General features: G+C 71.2%; 20 protein-coding genes and 2 tRNA genes. 12 read left to right on the top strand and 10 right to left on the bottom strand.

Translation table 11 applies throughout. The features are described 5' to 3' along the window. Window positions 1-54: 54 nt before the first annotated feature. Together DEI98_RS12010 and DEI98_RS12005 are read right to left on the bottom strand one after the other, a co-directional pair. A complete protein-coding gene (locus tag DEI98_RS12010) occupies window positions 55-897 on the bottom strand; it encodes an NAD(P)H-binding protein (RefSeq protein ID WP_111100858.1) in 843 nt (280 codons plus the stop codon). A gap of 82 nt (window positions 898-979) precedes the next feature. Beyond that, window positions 980-1681 (bottom strand): hypothetical protein, encoded by a 702-nt coding sequence (locus DEI98_RS12005; RefSeq protein WP_071405518.1) that lies wholly within the window; start codon window positions 1679-1681, stop codon window positions 980-982. A gap of 91 nt (window positions 1682-1772) precedes the next feature. On the opposite strand from DEI98_RS12005, the gene DEI98_RS12000 reads away from it, so the two are divergent. Continuing rightward, window positions 1773-2636 (top strand): acyl-CoA thioesterase II, encoded by an 864-nt coding sequence (locus DEI98_RS12000; RefSeq protein ID WP_111100888.1) that lies wholly within the window; start codon window positions 1773-1775, stop codon window positions 2634-2636. On the opposite strand, the gene DEI98_RS11995 is transcribed toward DEI98_RS12000, so the two are convergent. Together DEI98_RS11995 and ettA are read right to left on the bottom strand one after the other, a co-directional pair. Continuing rightward, window positions 2623-3075, bottom strand: a complete 453-nt coding sequence (locus DEI98_RS11995; protein WP_071405517.1) for a thioesterase family protein — start codon at window positions 3073-3075, stop codon at window positions 2623-2625. The two genes, DEI98_RS12000 and DEI98_RS11995, sit on opposite strands and share 14 nt — an antisense overlap. A gap of 32 nt (window positions 3076-3107) precedes the next feature. After that, complete coding sequence (gene ettA, locus DEI98_RS11990; RefSeq protein WP_071405516.1) at window positions 3108-4793, bottom strand: energy-dependent translational throttle protein EttA; 1686 nt, start codon at window positions 4791-4793, stop codon at window positions 3108-3110. A gap of 189 nt (window positions 4794-4982) precedes the next feature. Here ettA and DEI98_RS11985 point away from each other — a divergent pair, with 189 nt between their 5' ends. Next, on the top strand, window positions 4983-5720 hold the full coding sequence (locus tag DEI98_RS11985) for a hypothetical protein (RefSeq protein ID WP_071405515.1): 738 nt from the start codon (window positions 4983-4985) through the stop codon (window positions 5718-5720). A 72-nt stretch (window positions 5721-5792) separates the two neighbouring features. Here DEI98_RS11985 and DEI98_RS11980 read toward each other — a convergent pair whose 3' ends face one another. The 3 genes from DEI98_RS11980 to msrA form a co-directional block, all read right to left on the bottom strand. Next, the gene (locus tag DEI98_RS11980; RefSeq protein WP_111100857.1) at window positions 5793-6476 is read right to left on the bottom strand and encodes a single-stranded DNA-binding protein; all 684 of its coding nucleotides are present in this window, start codon (window positions 6474-6476) and stop codon (window positions 5793-5795) included. A 119-nt stretch (window positions 6477-6595) separates the two neighbouring features. Next, window positions 6596-6799 (bottom strand): hypothetical protein, encoded by a 204-nt coding sequence (locus DEI98_RS11975; RefSeq protein WP_027464651.1) that lies wholly within the window; start codon window positions 6797-6799, stop codon window positions 6596-6598. A 37-nt stretch (window positions 6800-6836) separates the two neighbouring features. Continuing rightward, entirely contained in the window at window positions 6837-7364 is a 528-nt protein-coding gene (gene msrA, locus DEI98_RS11970; protein WP_071405513.1) for a peptide-methionine (S)-S-oxide reductase MsrA, read from the bottom strand. A 150-nt stretch (window positions 7365-7514) separates the two neighbouring features. Here msrA and DEI98_RS11965 point away from each other — a divergent pair, with 150 nt between their 5' ends. Beyond that, window positions 7515-7781 (top strand): hypothetical protein, encoded by a 267-nt coding sequence (locus DEI98_RS11965; RefSeq protein WP_017886047.1) that lies wholly within the window; start codon window positions 7515-7517, stop codon window positions 7779-7781. 89 nt (window positions 7782-7870) lie between these two features. Further along, window positions 7871-9211 (top strand): hypothetical protein, encoded by a 1341-nt coding sequence (locus tag DEI98_RS11960; RefSeq protein WP_111100856.1) that lies wholly within the window; start codon window positions 7871-7873, stop codon window positions 9209-9211. Window positions 9212-9273: 62 nt separating this feature from the next. On the opposite strand, the gene DEI98_RS11955 is transcribed toward DEI98_RS11960, so the two are convergent. After that, window positions 9274-9346: transfer RNA gene (locus DEI98_RS11955), tRNA-Arg, on the bottom strand. Between the two features lie 152 nt (window positions 9347-9498). Here DEI98_RS11955 and DEI98_RS11950 point away from each other — a divergent pair. From DEI98_RS11950 to DEI98_RS11940, 3 genes are all read left to right on the top strand, one after another. Next, window positions 9499-10290 carry a cytidylyltransferase domain-containing protein gene (locus DEI98_RS11950; RefSeq protein ID WP_111100855.1) on the top strand — a complete coding sequence of 264 codons (792 nt, stop codon included), beginning with the start codon at window positions 9499-9501 and terminating at the stop codon, window positions 10288-10290. Beyond that, window positions 10287-11159 (top strand): N-acetylneuraminate synthase family protein, encoded by an 873-nt coding sequence (locus DEI98_RS11945; RefSeq protein ID WP_071405510.1) that lies wholly within the window; start codon window positions 10287-10289, stop codon window positions 11157-11159. Before DEI98_RS11950 ends, DEI98_RS11945 begins: the two co-directional genes overlap by 4 nt. A gap of 353 nt (window positions 11160-11512) precedes the next feature. Continuing rightward, window positions 11513-12952 (top strand): DUF6716 putative glycosyltransferase, encoded by a 1440-nt coding sequence (locus DEI98_RS11940; RefSeq protein ID WP_111100854.1) that lies wholly within the window; start codon window positions 11513-11515, stop codon window positions 12950-12952. On the opposite strand, the gene DEI98_RS11935 is transcribed toward DEI98_RS11940, so the two are convergent. Next, the gene (locus tag DEI98_RS11935) at window positions 12896-13156 is read right to left on the bottom strand and encodes a thioredoxin family protein (RefSeq protein WP_027464648.1); all 261 of its coding nucleotides are present in this window, start codon (window positions 13154-13156) and stop codon (window positions 12896-12898) included. The two genes, DEI98_RS11940 and DEI98_RS11935, sit on opposite strands and share 57 nt — an antisense overlap. Window positions 13157-13185: 29 nt before the next feature. Beyond that, window positions 13186-13476 carry a hypothetical protein gene (locus DEI98_RS11930; RefSeq protein WP_071405508.1) on the bottom strand — a complete coding sequence of 97 codons (291 nt, stop codon included), beginning with the start codon at window positions 13474-13476 and terminating at the stop codon, window positions 13186-13188. Between the two features lie 83 nt (window positions 13477-13559). On the opposite strand from DEI98_RS11930, the gene DEI98_RS11925 reads away from it, so the two are divergent. The 5 genes from DEI98_RS11925 (at window position 13560) to DEI98_RS11905 (ending at window position 17303) form a co-directional block, all read left to right on the top strand. Continuing rightward, a complete protein-coding gene (locus DEI98_RS11925; RefSeq protein WP_111024208.1) occupies window positions 13560-14009 on the top strand; it encodes a MarR family winged helix-turn-helix transcriptional regulator in 450 nt (149 codons plus the stop codon). After that, window positions 14006-15247 (top strand): MFS transporter, encoded by a 1242-nt coding sequence (locus DEI98_RS11920; RefSeq protein ID WP_111100853.1) that lies wholly within the window; start codon window positions 14006-14008, stop codon window positions 15245-15247. Before DEI98_RS11925 ends, DEI98_RS11920 begins: the two co-directional genes overlap by 4 nt. 782 nt (window positions 15248-16029) lie before the next feature. Beyond that, complete coding sequence (gene orn, locus DEI98_RS11915; RefSeq protein WP_071405505.1) at window positions 16030-16668, top strand: oligoribonuclease; 639 nt, start codon at window positions 16030-16032, stop codon at window positions 16666-16668. 75 nt (window positions 16669-16743) lie between these two features. Beyond that, a tRNA-His gene (locus DEI98_RS11910) sits at window positions 16744-16819 on the top strand. Between the two features lie 139 nt (window positions 16820-16958). Beyond that, the gene (locus DEI98_RS11905; RefSeq protein WP_035807616.1) at window positions 16959-17303 is read left to right on the top strand and encodes a metallopeptidase family protein; all 345 of its coding nucleotides are present in this window, start codon (window positions 16959-16961) and stop codon (window positions 17301-17303) included. Window positions 17304-17414: the final 111 nt, after the last annotated feature.

Below are 17414 nucleotides of genomic sequence, written 5' to 3'. Positions count from 1 at the left end.
ACGTTCTCGTGTTCGCGGGACGCCGGCGTCTTCGGGCAGCGCGTCTCAGCGCGGTCAGCGCACGTATGAGCCGGAGGCGAGGTCCTCGACCAGGGACGGCCGCGACGGCCGCCAGCCGAAGGCCGACCGGGCGTGTGCGCCGGACGCCTCCTGGTGCAGCAGCAGGGCGTCGGCGAAGTCGCGCCCGAGCCGTTCGCGGCTCGCGTCGACGCTCTCGGCGACGACCGGTGCACCGTGGGCCCCGGCCTCGGCGATCTGCCGGACGGTCGGGTTGTCGCCGGTCGCGGCGACGATGTACCCGTCGGGCTCGCCGCGGTGCAGCGCGAGGACGTAGAGCTCGCCGAGGTCGTCGACGTGCACCGTCGTCCAGCGCTGCGAGCCGTCGCCCACCAGCCGCACCGGCTGCTCGCCGTCGCTGACGAACATCGCCGGGATGCCGGCGCCGCGCCCGTACACGATGCCGGGGGCGACGATGGTGCTCCGCACGTCGCTTGCCCGAAGCAGCGCCTCGTTCGGTCCGCGCCAGGCGGTCAAGGGCGGCGGGTCGATCGGCGACTGCTCGGAGATGTCCGTCGAGTCACCGAAGGTGAAGATGCCGCCGGTGTGCACGAACGGCTTCGGTGTGCCGGCCAGGGCACCGATCGCGGTGCGGATGAAGTCCGGGTCGACGCCCGGAGCCGATGCCGTGTGGACGACGCCGTCGCTCTCGTGCAGCAGGCGTTCGACGACGTCGGTGTCGGTGACGTCGCCGACCAGTGCCCGGCCGCCGGCGTCACGGACGTGCTGGGCCTTTTCGTCGGACCGGACGAGCGCGGTGACCTCGTCGCCGTGGGCCACGAGGGAGCGGAGGACGGAGGAGCCGATGTAGCCGGACGCGCCGGTGAGGAAGACGTGCATGCGGCCAGCCAACCACGGCGGCCGGGCGGTGTGGTCGTCGTCGCCGTCGACCGCGGCGTCGCGGTCGTCGTCGTCGTCGTCGTTAGGAGCTCAGGGTCCAGGCGCGGCGCTTGACGAGCACGTGGCCGCGCGAGGTCGTGAGTCGGCTCCACGGACCCGTCTCGAACAGCCGGACCGGGTCGTGCCCGAGGAACCCGAGGCTCTCGCCCGCGAAGCCCGCACCGGCGGGCAGGTGCTCGACGCCAGGGACCGGTCGGCCCCAGACCTCGGCACGGATCCGTCGGACGATGGCCTCGCCGGCGTTGGACGGCACGGCGTCGGCGACCTCGGCGATGCCGTCGCGTGTGGCGCGGCGGAGGAGTTCCGGTGAGACGTCCGGCAGCGGGACCCAGCCACCGCGGGGCGGCGAGATGGCTGCCCACGTCACGGTGTGCACCTCGTGCGGCAGCTCGACCTCGATCGGGGTGGCCCGCGTGGGGTCGGCCCCCTCGGCGTGTTCGGCGTCCTGCGCCTCGGCCAGCAGGCGGAGGCGTTCGAGGAGCGACTGCAGCGGGACCACGGTGTCGATCGACGCCGGCTCGGTGAGCGAGAACGTGCGGAGGCCGAGCACCGTCGGCAGTTCGTCGAGCAGCCCGAGCGGGTAGAGGATCGCCGTGTAGACGGCCAGGACGCCGGAGTCGGCGATGAGCCGGACCGAGCCGTCCTCGATCCGAGCGGCACGTCCGAGGTACGTGCGGAGGTCACCGAGTGAGGCGGCGTCGGGAAGCGTGAACGAGTTGCCCATGTCGTCCCCGATCCTACCGGCCGTCGACGCCGCGGCACCTGAGCGCGACGACCTGCGACGGCGGCGGGCAGCCGTTCGTAGACTGCACAGCGTGAACGGCGAACCCGACTTCCTGCGGACCCTGCGACTCGAGGACACCGGCGCGAGCACGGGCGAGACGATCCTGACCGGTGCCAGCCACTGGTCCCCCGGCGGACGGGTGTTCGGCGGGCAGGTGCTGGCGCAGTGCATCGTCGCCGCGCAGCGCACGATCGAGGGACGCGACGTCCACTCGATGCACGGCTACTTCCTGCGGCCCGGCGACATCGACGTGCCGATCACCTTCGGCGTCGAGCGCATCCACGACGGCCGGTCGTTCGCGGCCCGTCGCGTGCAGGCCTACCAGCGCGGTGTCCCGATCTTCTCGATGATCGCGTCGTTCCAGGTGCCCGACACCGGCATCGAGCACCAGGACCCGTACCCGGTGGACACCCCGGACCCGGAGTCCCTGCCGTCGGCCGCGTCGATCCTGTCCGCGATCGACCACCCGGTCGCACGTGCCTGGGCCGCGCGGTCCATCGACCTGCGACACGTCGAGGGCCCGGTGTTCGTCGACGTGCAGGGCGAGCACGTGCCGCACCAGGCGGTCTGGTTCCGCGTGCAGGGCGACCTGCCGGACGACCCGGCGCTCCACCGCGCGGTGCTCGGGTACGCGAGCGACCTGTCGATCCTCGAGCCGATCATGCGGCGGCACGGCGTCGCCTGGGGCACCCCGGGGGTCAAGAGCGCGAGCCTCGACCACGCCATGTGGTGGCACCGCGACGGTCGCGCCGACGACTGGATCCTGTACACGCAGGAGTCCCCGAGCGCACAGGGCGGACGGGGACTTGCGTTCGGCCGGATGTTCTCCCGTGACGGTCAGCTGCTGGCCACCGTCGCCCAGGAGGGCATGATGCGGGTGCCTACGGCCGGCTGAACTGCACCGGTTCCTCGAGGTAGCGCTCGCACGCGGCACGCTCGGTGTCGGTCAGCCGACGCGGACGGTTCGTCGCCGCGTCGACCATCACGAGTGCCGTCGTCGCCCGGGTGTACAGGACGGCGGGGTGCTGCCCCACCGGCGACCAGACCTCGTACGAGACGTCGATGCTCGCGCCCCCGAGCCGCCCGATCCACATCTGGATGTCGAGCGGTTGGCGGAGGTACGGGATCGACGCCAGGTACTCGAGGCGCTGGCCGGCGATCACCGTCATGGTGCCGGAACCCGGCCGGCCGTCGATGATCGGCTCGGGCAGGTCGCCGTCGGGGTCTTCACCGGGATCGGCACCCCAGAACCCCACGATGCGCGCCTCTTCGAGGAGGCGCAGCATCGCGGAGTTGTTGACGTGACCGTAGGCGTCGATGTCGCTCCACCGCATGCGGATGGGAGCGTGCAGTCTCGCCACGAGGATCAGTCGCGGGTGAGCTTGCGGTACGTCGCGCGACCGGGCTTCGCGGCATCGGCACCGAGGCGCTCGATCTTGTTCTCCTCGTAGGCCTCGAAGTTGCCCTCGAACCAGTACCAGTTCGGCGTGCCGTCCTCGTTGAGACCCTCCCACGCCAGGATGTGCGTGGCGATGCGGTCGAGGAACCACCGGTCGTGGGTGATGACCACGGCGCAACCGGGGTACTCGAGCAGGGCGTTCTCGAGGCTGCCGAGCGTCTCGACGTCCAGGTCGTTGGTCGGCTCGTCGAGGAGCAGCAGGTTGCCGCCCTGCTTGAGCGTCAGCGCCAGGTTCAGACGGTTGCGCTCACCACCGGACAGGATGCCGGCGCGCTTCTGCTGGTCCGGGCCCTTGAAGCCGAACTGCGACACGTAGGCGCGGGACGGGATCTCGGTCTTGCCGACCTGGATGTAGTCGAGTCCGTCGGACACGACCTCCCACAGGTTCTTGTTCGGGTCGATACCGCCGCGGGTCTGGTCGACGTAGGAGATCTGGACGGTGTCGCCGATCTTCAGCGTGCCGCCGTCGAGGGGCTCGAGGCCGACGATCGTCTTGAAGAGCGTGGTCTTGCCGACACCGTTCGGGCCGATGACGCCGACGATGCCGTTGCGGGGCAGCGTGAACGACAGGTCGCCGATGATGACGCGCTCACCGAACTGCTTGCGCAGGTGCTCGGCGTCGATGACCTGCGAACCCAGACGCGGGCCGACCGGGATCACGATCTCCTCGAAGTCGAGCTTGCGGGTGCGCTCGGCCTCGGTGACCATCTCCTCGTACCGGGCGAGACGGGCCTTCGACTTCGCCTGGCGACCCTTGGTGTTGCTCCGGACCCAGTCGAGCTCGGACGACAGGCGCTTCGCGAGCTTGGCGTCCTTCTTGCCCTGGACCTCGAGGCGAGCACGCTTCTTCTCGAGGTAGGTCGAGTAGTTGCCCTCGTACGGGTACAGGCGGCCACGGTCGACCTCGGCGATCCACTGGGCGACGTGGTCCAGGAAGTACCGGTCGTGGGTCACGGCGAGGACGGCACCGTGGTACTGCTGCAGGTGCTGCTCGAGCCAGAGCACGCTCTCGGCGTCGAGGTGGTTGGTGGGCTCGTCGAGAAGGAGCAGGTCGGGCTTCTGGAGCAGCAGCTTGCAGAGCGCGACGCGGCGCTTCTCACCACCGGACAGGTGGGTGACGAGTTCGTCCCCCGGGGGGCACTGCAGCGCGGCCATGGCCTGCTCGAGCTGGGAGTCGAGGTCCCACGCGTCGGCGGCGTCGATGTCCTCCTGCAGGGTGCCCATCTCGGCCAGGAGCGCGTCGAAGTCGGCGTCCGGCTCGGCCATGAGCGCCGAGATCTCGTTGAAGCGTGCGAGCTTGCCGTGGATCTCGCCCACGCCCTCCTGCACGTTCTCGAGCACGGTCTTGCTCTCGTCGAGCTCCGGCTCCTGCATGAGGATGCCGACGCTGAAGCCCGGCGTGAGCTTCGCCTCGCCGTTGGACGGCTGGTCGAGACCCGCCATGATCTTCAGGATCGTCGACTTGCCCGCACCGTTCGGTCCGACGACGCCGATCTTGGCACCGGGGAGGAACGACATCGTGACGTCGTCGAGGATCAGCTTGTCGCCGACCGCCTTGCGGGCGCGGACCATCTGGTAGATGTACTCAGCCATATCGGCCCCAAGTGTAGTGACACCGTCGGAGCACCGCTCGCCCGACGCCGGATCGCCGCTTCCCGCACCTGTACGAACAGGCCTGTTGTTCGTGGCACGGACGACGTAGCTTGGCCTCACCCCGCTACCTCGGGCCCGTCGCCCACCACGACGAGGACCAGGATCAGGACCACGGACAGGACGAGGACCATGACCACGCACACGACCACGACCCCGTCGCGGCTCCGCCGCCTCGCACTCCCCTTCGTCGGAGCGATCGCACTCACCGTCGCGCTCATCGCCCCGGTGTCGCCGGCATCGGCCGCCGGTGCCGTGCCGAAGGGCAGCCCGTACCTGCTGTACACGGCGAGCATCAGTGCCAACGGCACGGGCACCGGCTACTCGTCGTACATCAACGTGCACGACGCCCACAACAACGCGTACTCGTTCGGGATCCAGTCGGACAAGGGCTCCCCGCAGAGCAAGGGCAAGCCGCGTTACATCTGGGAGCGCGTGCAGAACGGCAAGTTCACCTACGGCTACCTGGGCCTGGCCACCAACAAGCTCACCCCCATCGGCATGCGCTGGTACAAGAACGACGTCGCGACGATGATCGTGAACCACAAGACGATCGGCACCCTCAAGCTCAACCTCGACGGTCGCCTGTTCTTCAACGCCGAGGCCAACGCCCGCCTGAACGGTGATGTCGTGCACTCGACGGTGCAGAACACCCGCATCACGGTCGGCGACCGCAAGTCGAACACCGGCCTGAACGGCAAGTGGGACACGAGCTTCTCGTTCCACGGACTGAAGGCGAAGCAGACGAACAGCCCGCGGGTGCAGGGCGCCAGCTTCACGATCGACGGCCGCGTGACCGGGCTGCCCCGTGGCGGCAACTGGGACACCGCCCAGGTCTCCGGCATCGGGATGATCGCCCAGAAGTGGTGACCGACGCGACGCGGTGAACCGCGCGCGTCCCTGGCGGCCTGACCCGCACCCCGACTCCGGTCGGCGTGCGGGTCAGGCCGCTTCGGCGTCGTGGGCGTGGTCGTCGAGGGGCGGCGCGGGGTCCCAGGGGGCGGCGTCCTGTTCGAGGACGTGCTCGGACGGCCCCGCGGGCTCCTCGCCGTCGCCGGGCGGCGGTGCCCCGTGCACCCCGTCGACGTCGCCGTCACCGTCACCGTCCGGACCGTGCTCGGTCGCCGGTGCGTGGTCGTGCGGACCGTCCGGCTCCGCCCCGTGGTCGGAGCCGTGAGCGGCGCCGTGCCCCACGGGGTCGCGGACCTCGCCGGTGCGGGGGTCCACCCCGCGCAGACCACCCTGCCCCGAGGCGCCGTCGCCGACCTGCCGCGGCACCCGCAGCCAGTTGCTGATCCCCCACGCCAGGTCGTGGCCGATGCCGTCGGCGTCGATCTCGACCGAGGTCCCGCCGCGACCGTCGCGTTCCCACGTGCGGATGCGGACCCGGCCGGCGACGACGATCCGGTCGCCCTTCTTCAGCGACTTGTACACGTTCGACGCGAGCGACCGGAACGCCGTGACGGTGTACCAGTTGGTGGCGCCGTTGACCCAGGCGGCGGTGGCCCGGTCCCAGCGGCGAGAGGGTGAGGCGAGTCGGAGACTCGTGATGGCGATGCCGGTCTCGGTGACGAGGTGCCGGGGCTCGGTGGCGACGATTCCGCAGACGGTGATGATGTCGTTCATGCGTCGATCGTCACGGAGCCCGGGGCCGCGTCAGCGACCCCGGGCTCGATCTGTGGCGTGTGGACCCGATCAGGCGACCTGTGGAGGACGAGTCCCCCGGGCCTCCTGTCCGGACCCGGTCAGTGCGCTCGGAACTCGGGCCGGGCGGCCAACGGTCCGAGCGCGGCGTGGACCGCGCCCTTCGCGGACTCGAGGGACGGGTACGGCCCGCCCGCCCGTCGTCGCCCGTAGAGCTCGACCTGGAACCCGTCCGCCGCGCGGTGGATGCTGCCCACCGCTCCGGCCGGACCGATCGCGACCCAGGTTCCCGTGTTGTCCGTCATGTTCGAACCACCTCCTTGTGGCCCTGCCGCCCCGGGGTCAGGACGCCAGGATGTACTGACTGTAGGCCTTCCGCACCTTGTTCACCTTGGGCAGCGCGACTGCGAGGCAGTAGCCCTGTCCGGGGTTCTTCGCGAAGAAGTCCTGGTGGTACTCCTCTGCCGTGTAGAACGTCGAGAGCGGCTCGATGGTGGTGACGATCCCGCCGTCCCAGATGTCCGACGCCCGCTCGATCGCGCGCTCGAACAGCTCGCGCTGCGTGTCGTCGGCCGGGAACATCGCGGAGCGGTACTGCGTGCCGACGTCGGCCCCCTGGCGGTTCAGCTGCCGGGGGTCGTGCAGCGTGAAGAAGACGTCGAGGATCACGTCGGCCGGGATCACCGACTCGTCGAACGTCACCGCGACCGCCTCGGCGTGCCCCGTCGTCCCGGTGCACACCAGTTCGTACGAGGGCTCCTCGACCTGTCCGCCGACGTAGCCGGACACCACGTCCTGCACACCCTGGAGCGTGCGGTACACGGCGTCGAGACACCAGAAACATCCACCTGCGAGCACGAACGTGGTCATGGGCACAACCTCTCTCCGGGCTGCCCGTGCAGCCCCGTCGTTCCTCCACAACAGTGTGCGCGGAGACCCTGTTCCCCAGATCGGACGTTGCCCCTCGGCGTGTCGGTGGTCCCCCGTAGCGTCGGCACCACACCGACCAGGAGGCCAGCGATGCAGACCATCACCGAACCCGCACTGCGGATCCGCACCGTCCCGCTGGCCCGCGCCCGGGGCGACTACCGCATCCTCGACGTCCGCGACGACCTGAGCCGGGTCACCCGGGCCAACGGAGAGATCGTCGGGTACGTCGACCGCATCGACGTCGCCGGTGACACCGCCTACCGTGCCCGCCGGTACGTCGCGACCGAGCGCCGGTTCGTCGAGCTGCCGAGCGTGTGGTCCGCCGACGACGCCGTGGACACCCTGCGCTGGTCATGATGTTCCACATTGGAATCATCTGCACCGGGATGCACGGAACGCCGTCCGGCCTCCCCGATGCCTGACCGTTCCGTGGGTATGGTGCGCGCATGGACTGGTGGAACGACCTGACCGACTGGACTTCGTCCGACACGGGTTGGCGGGTGCTCTCGGGCGCTGTGATCCCCTTCGTCGCCATCGTCGTGGCGGGCGTCATCGCGGCGCTCATCGGGCGCAGCGCGACCAAGCGGGTCGTGGCGCTCCAGGAGCGGGAATCGAAGAACGCGGCCGTCGCCGCGATCCTGACGGCTGCGCGCAAGGCAGCGGCGTGGGGATCGCTCGGACACGACGAGCGTGCGTACGCGGACCACCTCGCCGAGGACGCCGACATCCGGCTGCGCCTGCTCCCCGTGCAGGGTGCGCCGCTGGCCGCCAACTGGGCCCAGCACGAGATCGCCGACATCAAGAAGAACTCGTCGACGTTCAGCTTCCAGGCCGACCAGTCCCTCGCCGAGTTCCGTGACCGCCTGCTCGACTGGCAGGCGCGGCCGAGCCGTGCGCGCAAGCTCTTCAAGGCCGACCTCGAGCGCTGGAAGTTCGAGTCCCCGGACCCCGACGCCGACCTGATCAAGCGCCAGCAGGACTGGAACGCCGACCAGGCCGAGCCCCCGCGCACGCAGGCACAGGCCCCGGCAACGGCTCCGGCTGCGGCTGCGGCTGCTCCCGCCGAGCGTCCCACCCCGACGACGACCTCGCTGCGTCCGGCGCAGCGCCCCGCGTCCGCACCCTCGACCCCTCCGGCGCCGACCGCTGCCGCTGCCGCAGCCGGTGCTGCCGCGCCCGCTGCGTCTGCCGGGGCCGCCGGCGGGTCGACCCCGTCATTCTCCGTGAACCGTGGTGCCGCCACGAACCCGAACCGCGGCAGCGCCGACCAGAACGCCACGCGCTCCTTCGGTGACAACACCACCCGCGTCTACGGCGACGACGAGACTGCACCCCCGGTCCGTCCGGCACTCGGCACCCCGACCTCGCCCGCCCGCTCCGTCCAGGGCCGCGGCACGGACGACACCGAGGTCGTGGACGACGACAGCGCCACGCGGGCCTTCGGCGACGCGAGCGCCACGCGGGCACCCGGCGACGCCGGTGCCACCCGCGCCTTCGGCGACACCGACCGTGCGCCGCGGAACGACCGTCCGTCCTCGTCCGACCGCCCCGTCGCGACGCCCACCGCGGCCGACGCCCACGTCAACCGGGCGCCCGCGAACGACGTCCCGCCCGCATCGGCACCCCGGGTCGACTCCCCCGGCGCGACGAACACCACGTCCGTCCCGACGCGTCTGAACCAGGCCCCCGCCGAGCCCGCGGACGCGAACGAGACGTCGGAGGCGCCGTACACGCAGCCGATCAGCGCCGCCGAACTCCGACGCCGCGCCGCGGACGACGACGAGTAACCACCACCACGACGAGAACAGGGCCGCCATCCGGAGAGGATGGCGGCCCTGTTCGTCTTCGGCGCCCCCGGCAGGAATCGAACCCGCGGCACGGTGGGTAGAAACCACCTGCTCTATCCACTGAGCTACGGAGGCGAGCAGCGTCGATTGTAGCGGCGAGCGGCCACCGGACGCTCGATGCGCGCCCCGCCGCGTCGCCATGACAGGACCCGGCGGTCGCCCAACGGTCGGCCGCCGTCTGCCGCCCGTTCCCCTCCGCGACACCCGCGCTTCGTAGCGTCCGGAGCATGCGCACCACCGGTTCCGTCCTCGCCGTCGTGCCAGCACGTGCCGGGTCGAAGGGGATCCCCGGCAAGAACCTCCGCACGGTCGCGGGCCGTTCGCTGGTCCGTCGGGCGGTCGAGTCGGCACGACGTGCCACGCGCATCGACGAGGTCGTCGTCACGACCGACGGTGACGCCATCGCTGCCGAGGCGGTCGCCGCCGGTGCCGCCGTGGTCCGCCGTCCGGCCGAGCTCGCCGGTGACGAAGCGTCCTCGGAGTCAGCCCTGCTGCACGTCCTCGACGCGATCAGCACCCCGTTGCCCGAGGTCCTCGTCTTCCTGCAGGCGACCTCGCCGTTCATCGACCCGGCCGACCTCGACGCCGCCGTCGCGCGTGTGATCGACGGGCACGCCGACGCAGTGTTCGCCGCCACGCCGTCGCACGCGTTCCTGTGGCGGACCGCCCCGGACGGCACCGCGGTCGCGGTGAACCACGACGCTGCGACCAGGCCCCGCCGGCAGGACCGCGAGCCCGAGTACCGCGAGACCGGCGCCTTCTACGTGATGCGGACGGCGGGCTTCCTCGAGAACCGGCACCGGTTCCACGGCCGCGTCGAGCTGGCCGTCGTCGACGGCGCCGGCGCGATCGACATCGACGACGAGGCCGACCTGGCCCTCGCCGAAGCCCTCGCCGAAGCGCCGGGCGCGCCCGGCGCGCTGACCGACGCACGCGTCGGCGACCCGGCCCCAGCACCCACCACGACCCGAGACCCATCCCCGACGCGGGCCACCCCCGCACCGAACGGAGCACCATGACCGTCACCATCGGTACGTCCACGATCGGCGCGGGCCACCCCGCGTACCTCATCGGCGAGATCGGCCTCAACCACAACGGCGACGTCGACATCGCGAAGCAGCTCATCGACGTCGCCGCCGACGCGGGCCTGCAGGCCGTGAAGTTCCAGAAGCGCACCCCCGCGATCTCCACGCCGGAGCACATGAAGAACACCCCGCGCAGCACCCCGTGGGGCGACATGACCTACCTGGAGTACCGCTACCGAGTCGAGTTCGACCGCGACCAGTACATCGAGATCGGTGACCACGCGACCCTCCGCGGGCTCGACTGGTTCGCGTCGCCGTGGGACGAGCCGTCGGTCGACTTCCTCGAGGACCTCAACGTCGTTGCCTACAAGATCGCCTCGGCGTCCGTCACCGACCTCGGCATGCTCGCCGCCGTCGCCGCGACCGGCAAGCCCGTCATCCTGTCGACCGGCATGTCCACGCTCGAGCAGATCGACGCCGCCGTCGAGGCCCTCGGCACCGACCGCCTCGTCCTCATGCACGCGACGTCGACCTACCCGCTGCCGGCCGAGGAGGCGAACCTCCGCATGATCGACACCCTCGCCCACCGCTACGCGGGCGTCCCCGTCGGGTACTCCGGCCACGAGCCCGGCCTGCAGATCTCCATCGCCGCGGTCGCCCTCGGTGCCACGGCCGTCGAGCGCCACATCACGCTCGACCGCACGATGTGGGGCTCCGACCACGCCGCGTCGCTCGAGCCGCACGGCCTGAAGACGCTCGCCCGCGACATCCGCATCATCGAGACCGCCCTCGGCGACGGCGTGAAGAGGATCTTCCCCGGCGAGCAGGCACCGCTCGCGAAGCTGCGTCGCGTCGGCGCGTGAGCGGATGCAGTCCCCATCCGACCGCCGGCGAGCAGGCACCGCTCGCGAAGCTGCGTCGCGTCGGCGCGTGAGCGGATGCAGTCCCCATCCGACCGCCGGCGAGCAGGCACCGCTCGCGAAGCTGCGTCGCGTCGGCGCGTGAGCGGATGCAGTCCCCATCCGACCGCCGGCGAGCAGGCACCGCTCGCGAAGCTGCGTCGCGTCGGCGCGTGAGCGGAGCGGGCGTGGGCGGCGCACACGTGACCGGCCCGGTCGACGGGACCCGCGCCTTGGAAGCGCCGGCTGACGGCAGCGGGTCGACAGTCGGACTGGAGGCGCGCCTCCCGTCCGACGCGTCTCCACGCGTCCGACGCGTGGTCGGCCTGGTCGACACCGACTCGTTCGCGAAGTGGGGCGCCCACCTGCTGGCGAGCGCCCCGGCGGACTGGGACCTGGAGCTGCGCACCGTGGCGACCCCGCGGTCGGCGAGCCCGAAGCAGCTGCGGTCGGCGTTCCGCGGGCTGGACCGGCGCCTCGCCCACCTGCACCGCGAACCGCCCGCGCCGAAGGACGTCGACGCCGTCGTCGAGGAGCTCCGACAGGACCCACCGGACGCCGTCCTGGTGTCGTTGATCGGACCGGTGGCCGAGCTCGTTATCGACGAGGTGCACCGGCGGATCCCGGACCGGCCGGCGCTGGTCTCGGGGCTGCCGGGGATCTCGTTCCCGTCGAAGTGGAAGGGCATCTTCTTCCGCGCCCGGGCCGACCTGTTCGTGCTGCACAGCCACCGTGAGGTCCGCGCGTACGAGGAGATGGCGCGCCAGGGCGGCGTCGAGCCGCACTTCGCGCTCGCCACGCTGCCCTTCGCGCGGGGTGCCGGCGCGACCAGCGGTGCCGGCGCAAGCGATGGTGCGGACTCGACGGGCCGTGACTCCGTCGTCTTCGCTGCGCAGCCGAGTGTGCCGTTCGAGCGGGCCGACCGGGCACTCGTCATGCGGTGGCTCGTCGAGACGGCGCGGGCGCACCCGGAGTGGCGCGTCGTCATCAAGACGCGCGCTGCGGCCGGCGAGCACCAGACACACCGCGAGGAGCACCCGTACCCGGACCTGGTGCCCGCGGACGCGCCGACCAACCTCGTGGTGGAGAGCGGGCCGATGGCTGAGCACCTCGACCGTGCGGTGGCGCTCGTGACGATCAGCTCGACCGCGGTGCTCGAGGCGGCGGCGCGAGGCGTGCCCGCGCTCACGCTGACCGACTTCGGGATCGGCCGGCACCTGATCAACGAGGTGTTCGTGGGGAGCGGCCTCGAGGGTGACGCCGTCGACCTGGTCGACGGACGGTTCGGCGTCGTCCGGCCGGAGTGGATGCGGGACAACTACTTCCACCCGGCCTCGGAGGACGACTGGCAGCACCGGCTCGTGGAGCTGATGGCCCGACGGGACGCCGGCACGTTGGTGGATCGGGCACCGGCACGGCGGAGTCGCGGTGGGGTGCTGCGCCGTGCGTGGGAGCGGAAGAACGCCCTCGGTGGGGCCGATCGCAGCCCGCTCGGACTGGTGGCACTGGGCATCGGGGCGCCGATCCGGGGCACGAAGCGTCTGGCACGACGCGTGCGGGCACTGGTCGATCCGCCGGAACCCGTGGTGGTGGCGGCGCCGACGTCGCAGCGTGCGGGGGCGCGGGCCGCTGTGCCCGCGCCGGGGGCCACCGCTGGGACGGCTGCGGCGGCGGCCGCCCCGGCCGCGGCGGCGGCTCGTTCAGAGCGCCTTGGCCACCGCGAGCAGGAGTTGGTCGCGGGTCGGGACGCCGGGTGAACGGAAGACCTCGGTGCCGTCGTCCTGCCGCACGATGATCGTGGGCGTGGACCGGATACCGAGGTCTTCCGCGTCGTCGGGGTGCGCCGCCACGTCGCGTTCGGTCACGGTGAGCCCGGGGACGAGCGCCGACGCCTCGGCCGACACCCGGCGGGCGGCGGCACACGGCGCACAGAAGGCGGACGTCCAGAGGTCGAGCTGCATGTGGTCCTGCAACGCGGCGGGTGGGGGTTCTACTCCCGGTCGAACTCGCCGCTGCGGTCGCCGCGGTCCTGCAGGTCGTCGACCGGGTCGGACTCGCCGGGCTCGTAGGTGAACTCGACCGAGATCTGGTCGAGGACCTGGCGGGACTTGGTGGCGCGGTAGGTGAAGGCCGTCTGCAGGCCCTCGACGTCGGCGAACACCGTGACCTCGTCGTCCAGCGCGTCGCTCGTGGCGGTGCGGGTGTCGGTCGTGCCGTCGAAGGGGCCGCCGTGGAAGATCGCGGTGTACTCGTCGCCTTCGTGGATGGTGATGTCGCTCATGCCTCCCTTCTACCAGGCGGCGGCTGGTGCAGTCTGTCCAGCCCGTCGTTGCGCTATTCATAGCACGGCTATATAGTTCAGCTATGGAAACACCGCGAGAGCAGACGATCGAGACCCTCCTCGTCTCCGTCAACCGCCTGATCCGCAGCGCCGTCCAGTCGACGGGCAACACCACGTCCACCGCGGTCTGGCGCACGCTCGGCATCCTCGAGACCGACGAACCCCTGCGACTCGGAGAACTGGCCACCGCCTCCCGCGTGGCGCAGCCCACCATGACCCGACTCGTCGCCGGCATGCTCGCCGACGGCCTGGTCAGCCGCAGCGTCGACCCGGACGACTCCCGCGGGCAGCTCATCGAACTCACCGAGGCCGGACGCGAACGACTCGCTTCCTGGCGCTCCACCCTCACCAGCACGGTCGGTCCGTTGTTCGCCGACCTGACCGACGACGACTGGGACGTCCTGCACCACGCGGCGAACCTGATCGCCCAGCGCACCCGGACAACCCCCAACGGAACGGAGATCCCCGCGTGAACGCCCACGCACCCGCCGGCCAGTCCGGCTCCATCCTCAAGCAGTCGTCCGCGGTCTGGGCGATCGCCTTCGCCTGCGTCGTCGCGTTCATGGGCATCGGGCTCGTCGACCCGATCCTCCCGGCGATCGCGGCGTCCCTCAAGGCGACTCCGGCGCAGACCGAGCTGCTCTTCACGAGCTACCTCGCCGTCACCGGTGTCGCGATGTTCTTCACCAGCTGGGTCTCCAGCCGCATCGGCGCGAAGCGCACCCTGCTCATCGGACTCGCCCTGATCGTGCTCTTCTCGGTGCTCGCCGCGACGTCGAACAGCGTGTGGAGCATCATCGACTTCCGCGCCGGCTGGGGTCTCGGCAACGCGCTCTTCATCTCCACCGCGCTCGCGACCATCGTCGGGGCAGCGTCCGGCGGCACCGCCTCGGCGATCATCCTGTACGAGGCAGCACTCGGCCTCGGCATCGCCGTCGGTCCCCTGGTCGGAGGTCTGCTCGGCTCGGTGAGCTGGCGCGGCCCGTTCTTCGGCGTCACGACCCTGATGGCCGTCGCGTTCATCGCCATCGTCGCCCTGCTGAAGACCGGCAGCCTCGAGAAGCCCACGCCGACGAAGCTCTCCGCACCCTTCCGCGCCCTGACCCGTCCGGCACTCGCCGCCCTCGCCGCGACCGCGCTGTTCTACAACATCGGCTTCTTCGTCCTGCTGGCGTACACGCCGTTCCCGCTCGGCTTCGGCGCGCTCGGCATCGGGTTCACGTTCTTCGGCTGGGGTGTCGGTCTCGCGATCACGTCGGTGTGGGTCGCCCCGATGCTCACCGCCCGTCTCCGGAGGACGACGGTGTTGAAGATCGCACTGCCCCTGCTCGCGCTCGACCTGTTCGCCGCGGCCCTCGTCGTGCGCTCCCAGGTCGGCCTGATCATCTGCGTCGTCATCGGCGGCCTCGTGCTCGGTGTCCTGAACACCGTGCTCACCGAGTGCGTCATGGAGGCCACCGACCTCCCCCGCTCCGTCGCCTCGAGCGCCTACTCCGCCGTCCGCTTCATCGGCGGCGCCATCGCCCCGCCCGTCGCGACCCTGCTCGCCGACGCGTACTCCCCCTCGGCCGCCTACGTCTTCGCGGGTGCGTCCGTCGCGGTCGCATTCGTCGTGATCCTCTGCACCACCAGGGTCCTGCGTCGCGTCGACGACGGTCCCGAGCCGGAGCGCATCGAGGCCGAGGCCATCACCGCCGGCGACATGGCCTAGCCGCCGGGGCGCGCGGTGGGGGCCTTCCCCCTTCCCCACTTCTCCACGAACGGGCGAAATGCCGGAGTGTCCCCCGTGGGCACCCCGGCATTTCGCCCGTTCGTGCGTCCGCGCGGGGGCTCGCTCGCCCCCTGTTGCACGCTCCACCCGCGAGCGGGCGAAATGCCCGGCCTCGACTGCAGAGCGAGTCCGGCATTTCGCCCGCTCGCACGGGGCTGGCCAGAACCGTGCGGCAGGCGGGGTAGAGAGCTGCCGCCTGGAGGCGCGGGTCGGCCTGCCGGGGTCGCCCCGGGCCTCCAGGCGGTCGCCTGCACTGCATGCGGCTCGCGTCGCGGACGAGCGGGCGAAACATCCGGGTGCGCCCGCAGGGCAACCGCGGCATTTCGCCCGCTCGGCTGGACGCGGGCGGGCGAAGCCGCGACCGGGGCGCAACCGCAGTCGGCGAGCGGGCGGAATACCGCGGTCCGTCCGCAGGGCGACCGCGGCATTTCGCCCGCTCGTGGTGAGGAGGCGGGAGCGGGCGGGATCGGCGCGGCAGGCGGGGTGAAGGGCGACCGCCTGGAGGCGCGGGGCGGCCTGCCGGGGTCGCCACGGGCCTCCTGGCGGTCGCCTGCACCGCATGCGGCTCGCGTCCCGGACGAGCGGGCGGAACGTCCGGGTGCCTCCGCAGGGCGACCGCGGCATTTCGCCCGCTCGCGGAACGGGCGGACACGGTCGGGCACGGGTGGGACGACGCAGCGGCACGTACGGGAGGCACGCGGGGCGGGAATAGGATCGGGGACATGGCAACCGCGAATGACCGCCTCGTCTGGATCGACTGCGAGATGACCGGCCTCGACCTCGAGGTCGACGAACTCGTCGAGGTGGCCGTGGTCATCACCGACTTCGACCTCGAGCCAGTGCACCCCGGCTTCGACATCGTCATCAAGCCGGACCAGTCGGCGCTCGACAACATGAACGAGTTCGTGACGAACATGCACGTCACCTCGGGGCTCATCGACGAGATCCCGAACGGCGTGAGCCTGGCGGACGCCGAGTACCAGGTGCTCGAGTACATCCTCCAGCACGTCCCCGCCGAGGGCTCCGCCCCCCTCGCCGGCAACACCATCGGCACCGACCGTGCGTTCCTGTCGAAGTACATGCCGCGGGTCGACGGGCACCTGCACTACCGCAGCGTCGACGTGTCGAGCATCAAGGAACTCTGCCGCCGCTGGTTCCCCCGCGTGTACTTCAACGCGCCCGAGAAGCACGGTGGGCACCGGGCCCTCGCGGACATCCTCGAGTCGATCCGCGAGCTCGAGTACTACCGCCGCGCCGGCTTCGTCGCCGAGCCCGGCCCGAGCACGGACGACGTGCGTGCCGTGCAGGCCGACGTCGTGGCGAAGTGGGAGTCACGGCTGGCGCAGCCCGCGGCCGAGTAGTGACACGGGTGGTCCGCACCCCGTCCCGCATGTACTACTATTGAGTGGTCGCGCCGGTCCGCCGGTTCGAACATGGTGGATATAGCTCAGTTGGTAGAGCGCCTGGTTGTGGTCTAGGAGGTCGCGGGTTCGAGACCCGTTATTCACCCCAGTCGAGGGAGAGTCCTGTTGCGTGTGACGCAACCGGGGCTCTCCCTCAGTGTTTTGCCTGGACGCCTCCTGCGCCGTGCGGCTTCGCCCCGAGTGGTGAGCCCCGAGTGGTCAGCGCGGTGTGGGACGATCCACCCGTGATGGAGATGTCCGCCGACGCGTTCGAGCAACTCGTGACCGACGAACTCGACCTGCTCCCCGACGAGATGGTCGACGGGCTCGACAACGTGGTGTTCGTCGTCGAGGACGAACCGGAGAACGGCGAAGAGCTCTTCGGCGTGTACGACGGCATCGCGGCCACCGAGCGAGGGCAGTACGGCTTCGGCGAGCTGCCCGACCGCATCGTGGTGTTCCGCAAGCAGCACCTGGCCGAGTGCGACACCGTCGAGGAGCTCAAGGACGAGGTGCACACCACCCTCGTGCACGAGATCGGCCACTTCTACGGCATCGACGACGAGCGGCTGCACGAGCTCGGCTGGGCGTAGCGGCCAGCGACGCGCCCGCGCACCCGCCCACGCACCTCAGAACCGCGTCGGCCCCACCTCGTGGTACTGCTCCCACGCCCCCACCGGCCCCGCCCGTGCAGCGCGTACTCC

The sequence above is a fragment of the Curtobacterium sp. MCLR17_034 genome (genome assembly GCF_003234485.1).
Taxonomy (GTDB): Bacteria; Actinomycetota; Actinomycetes; order Actinomycetales; family Microbacteriaceae; genus Curtobacterium; species Curtobacterium flaccumfaciens.
This window is presented reverse-complemented; position numbering and strand designations above follow the sequence as displayed.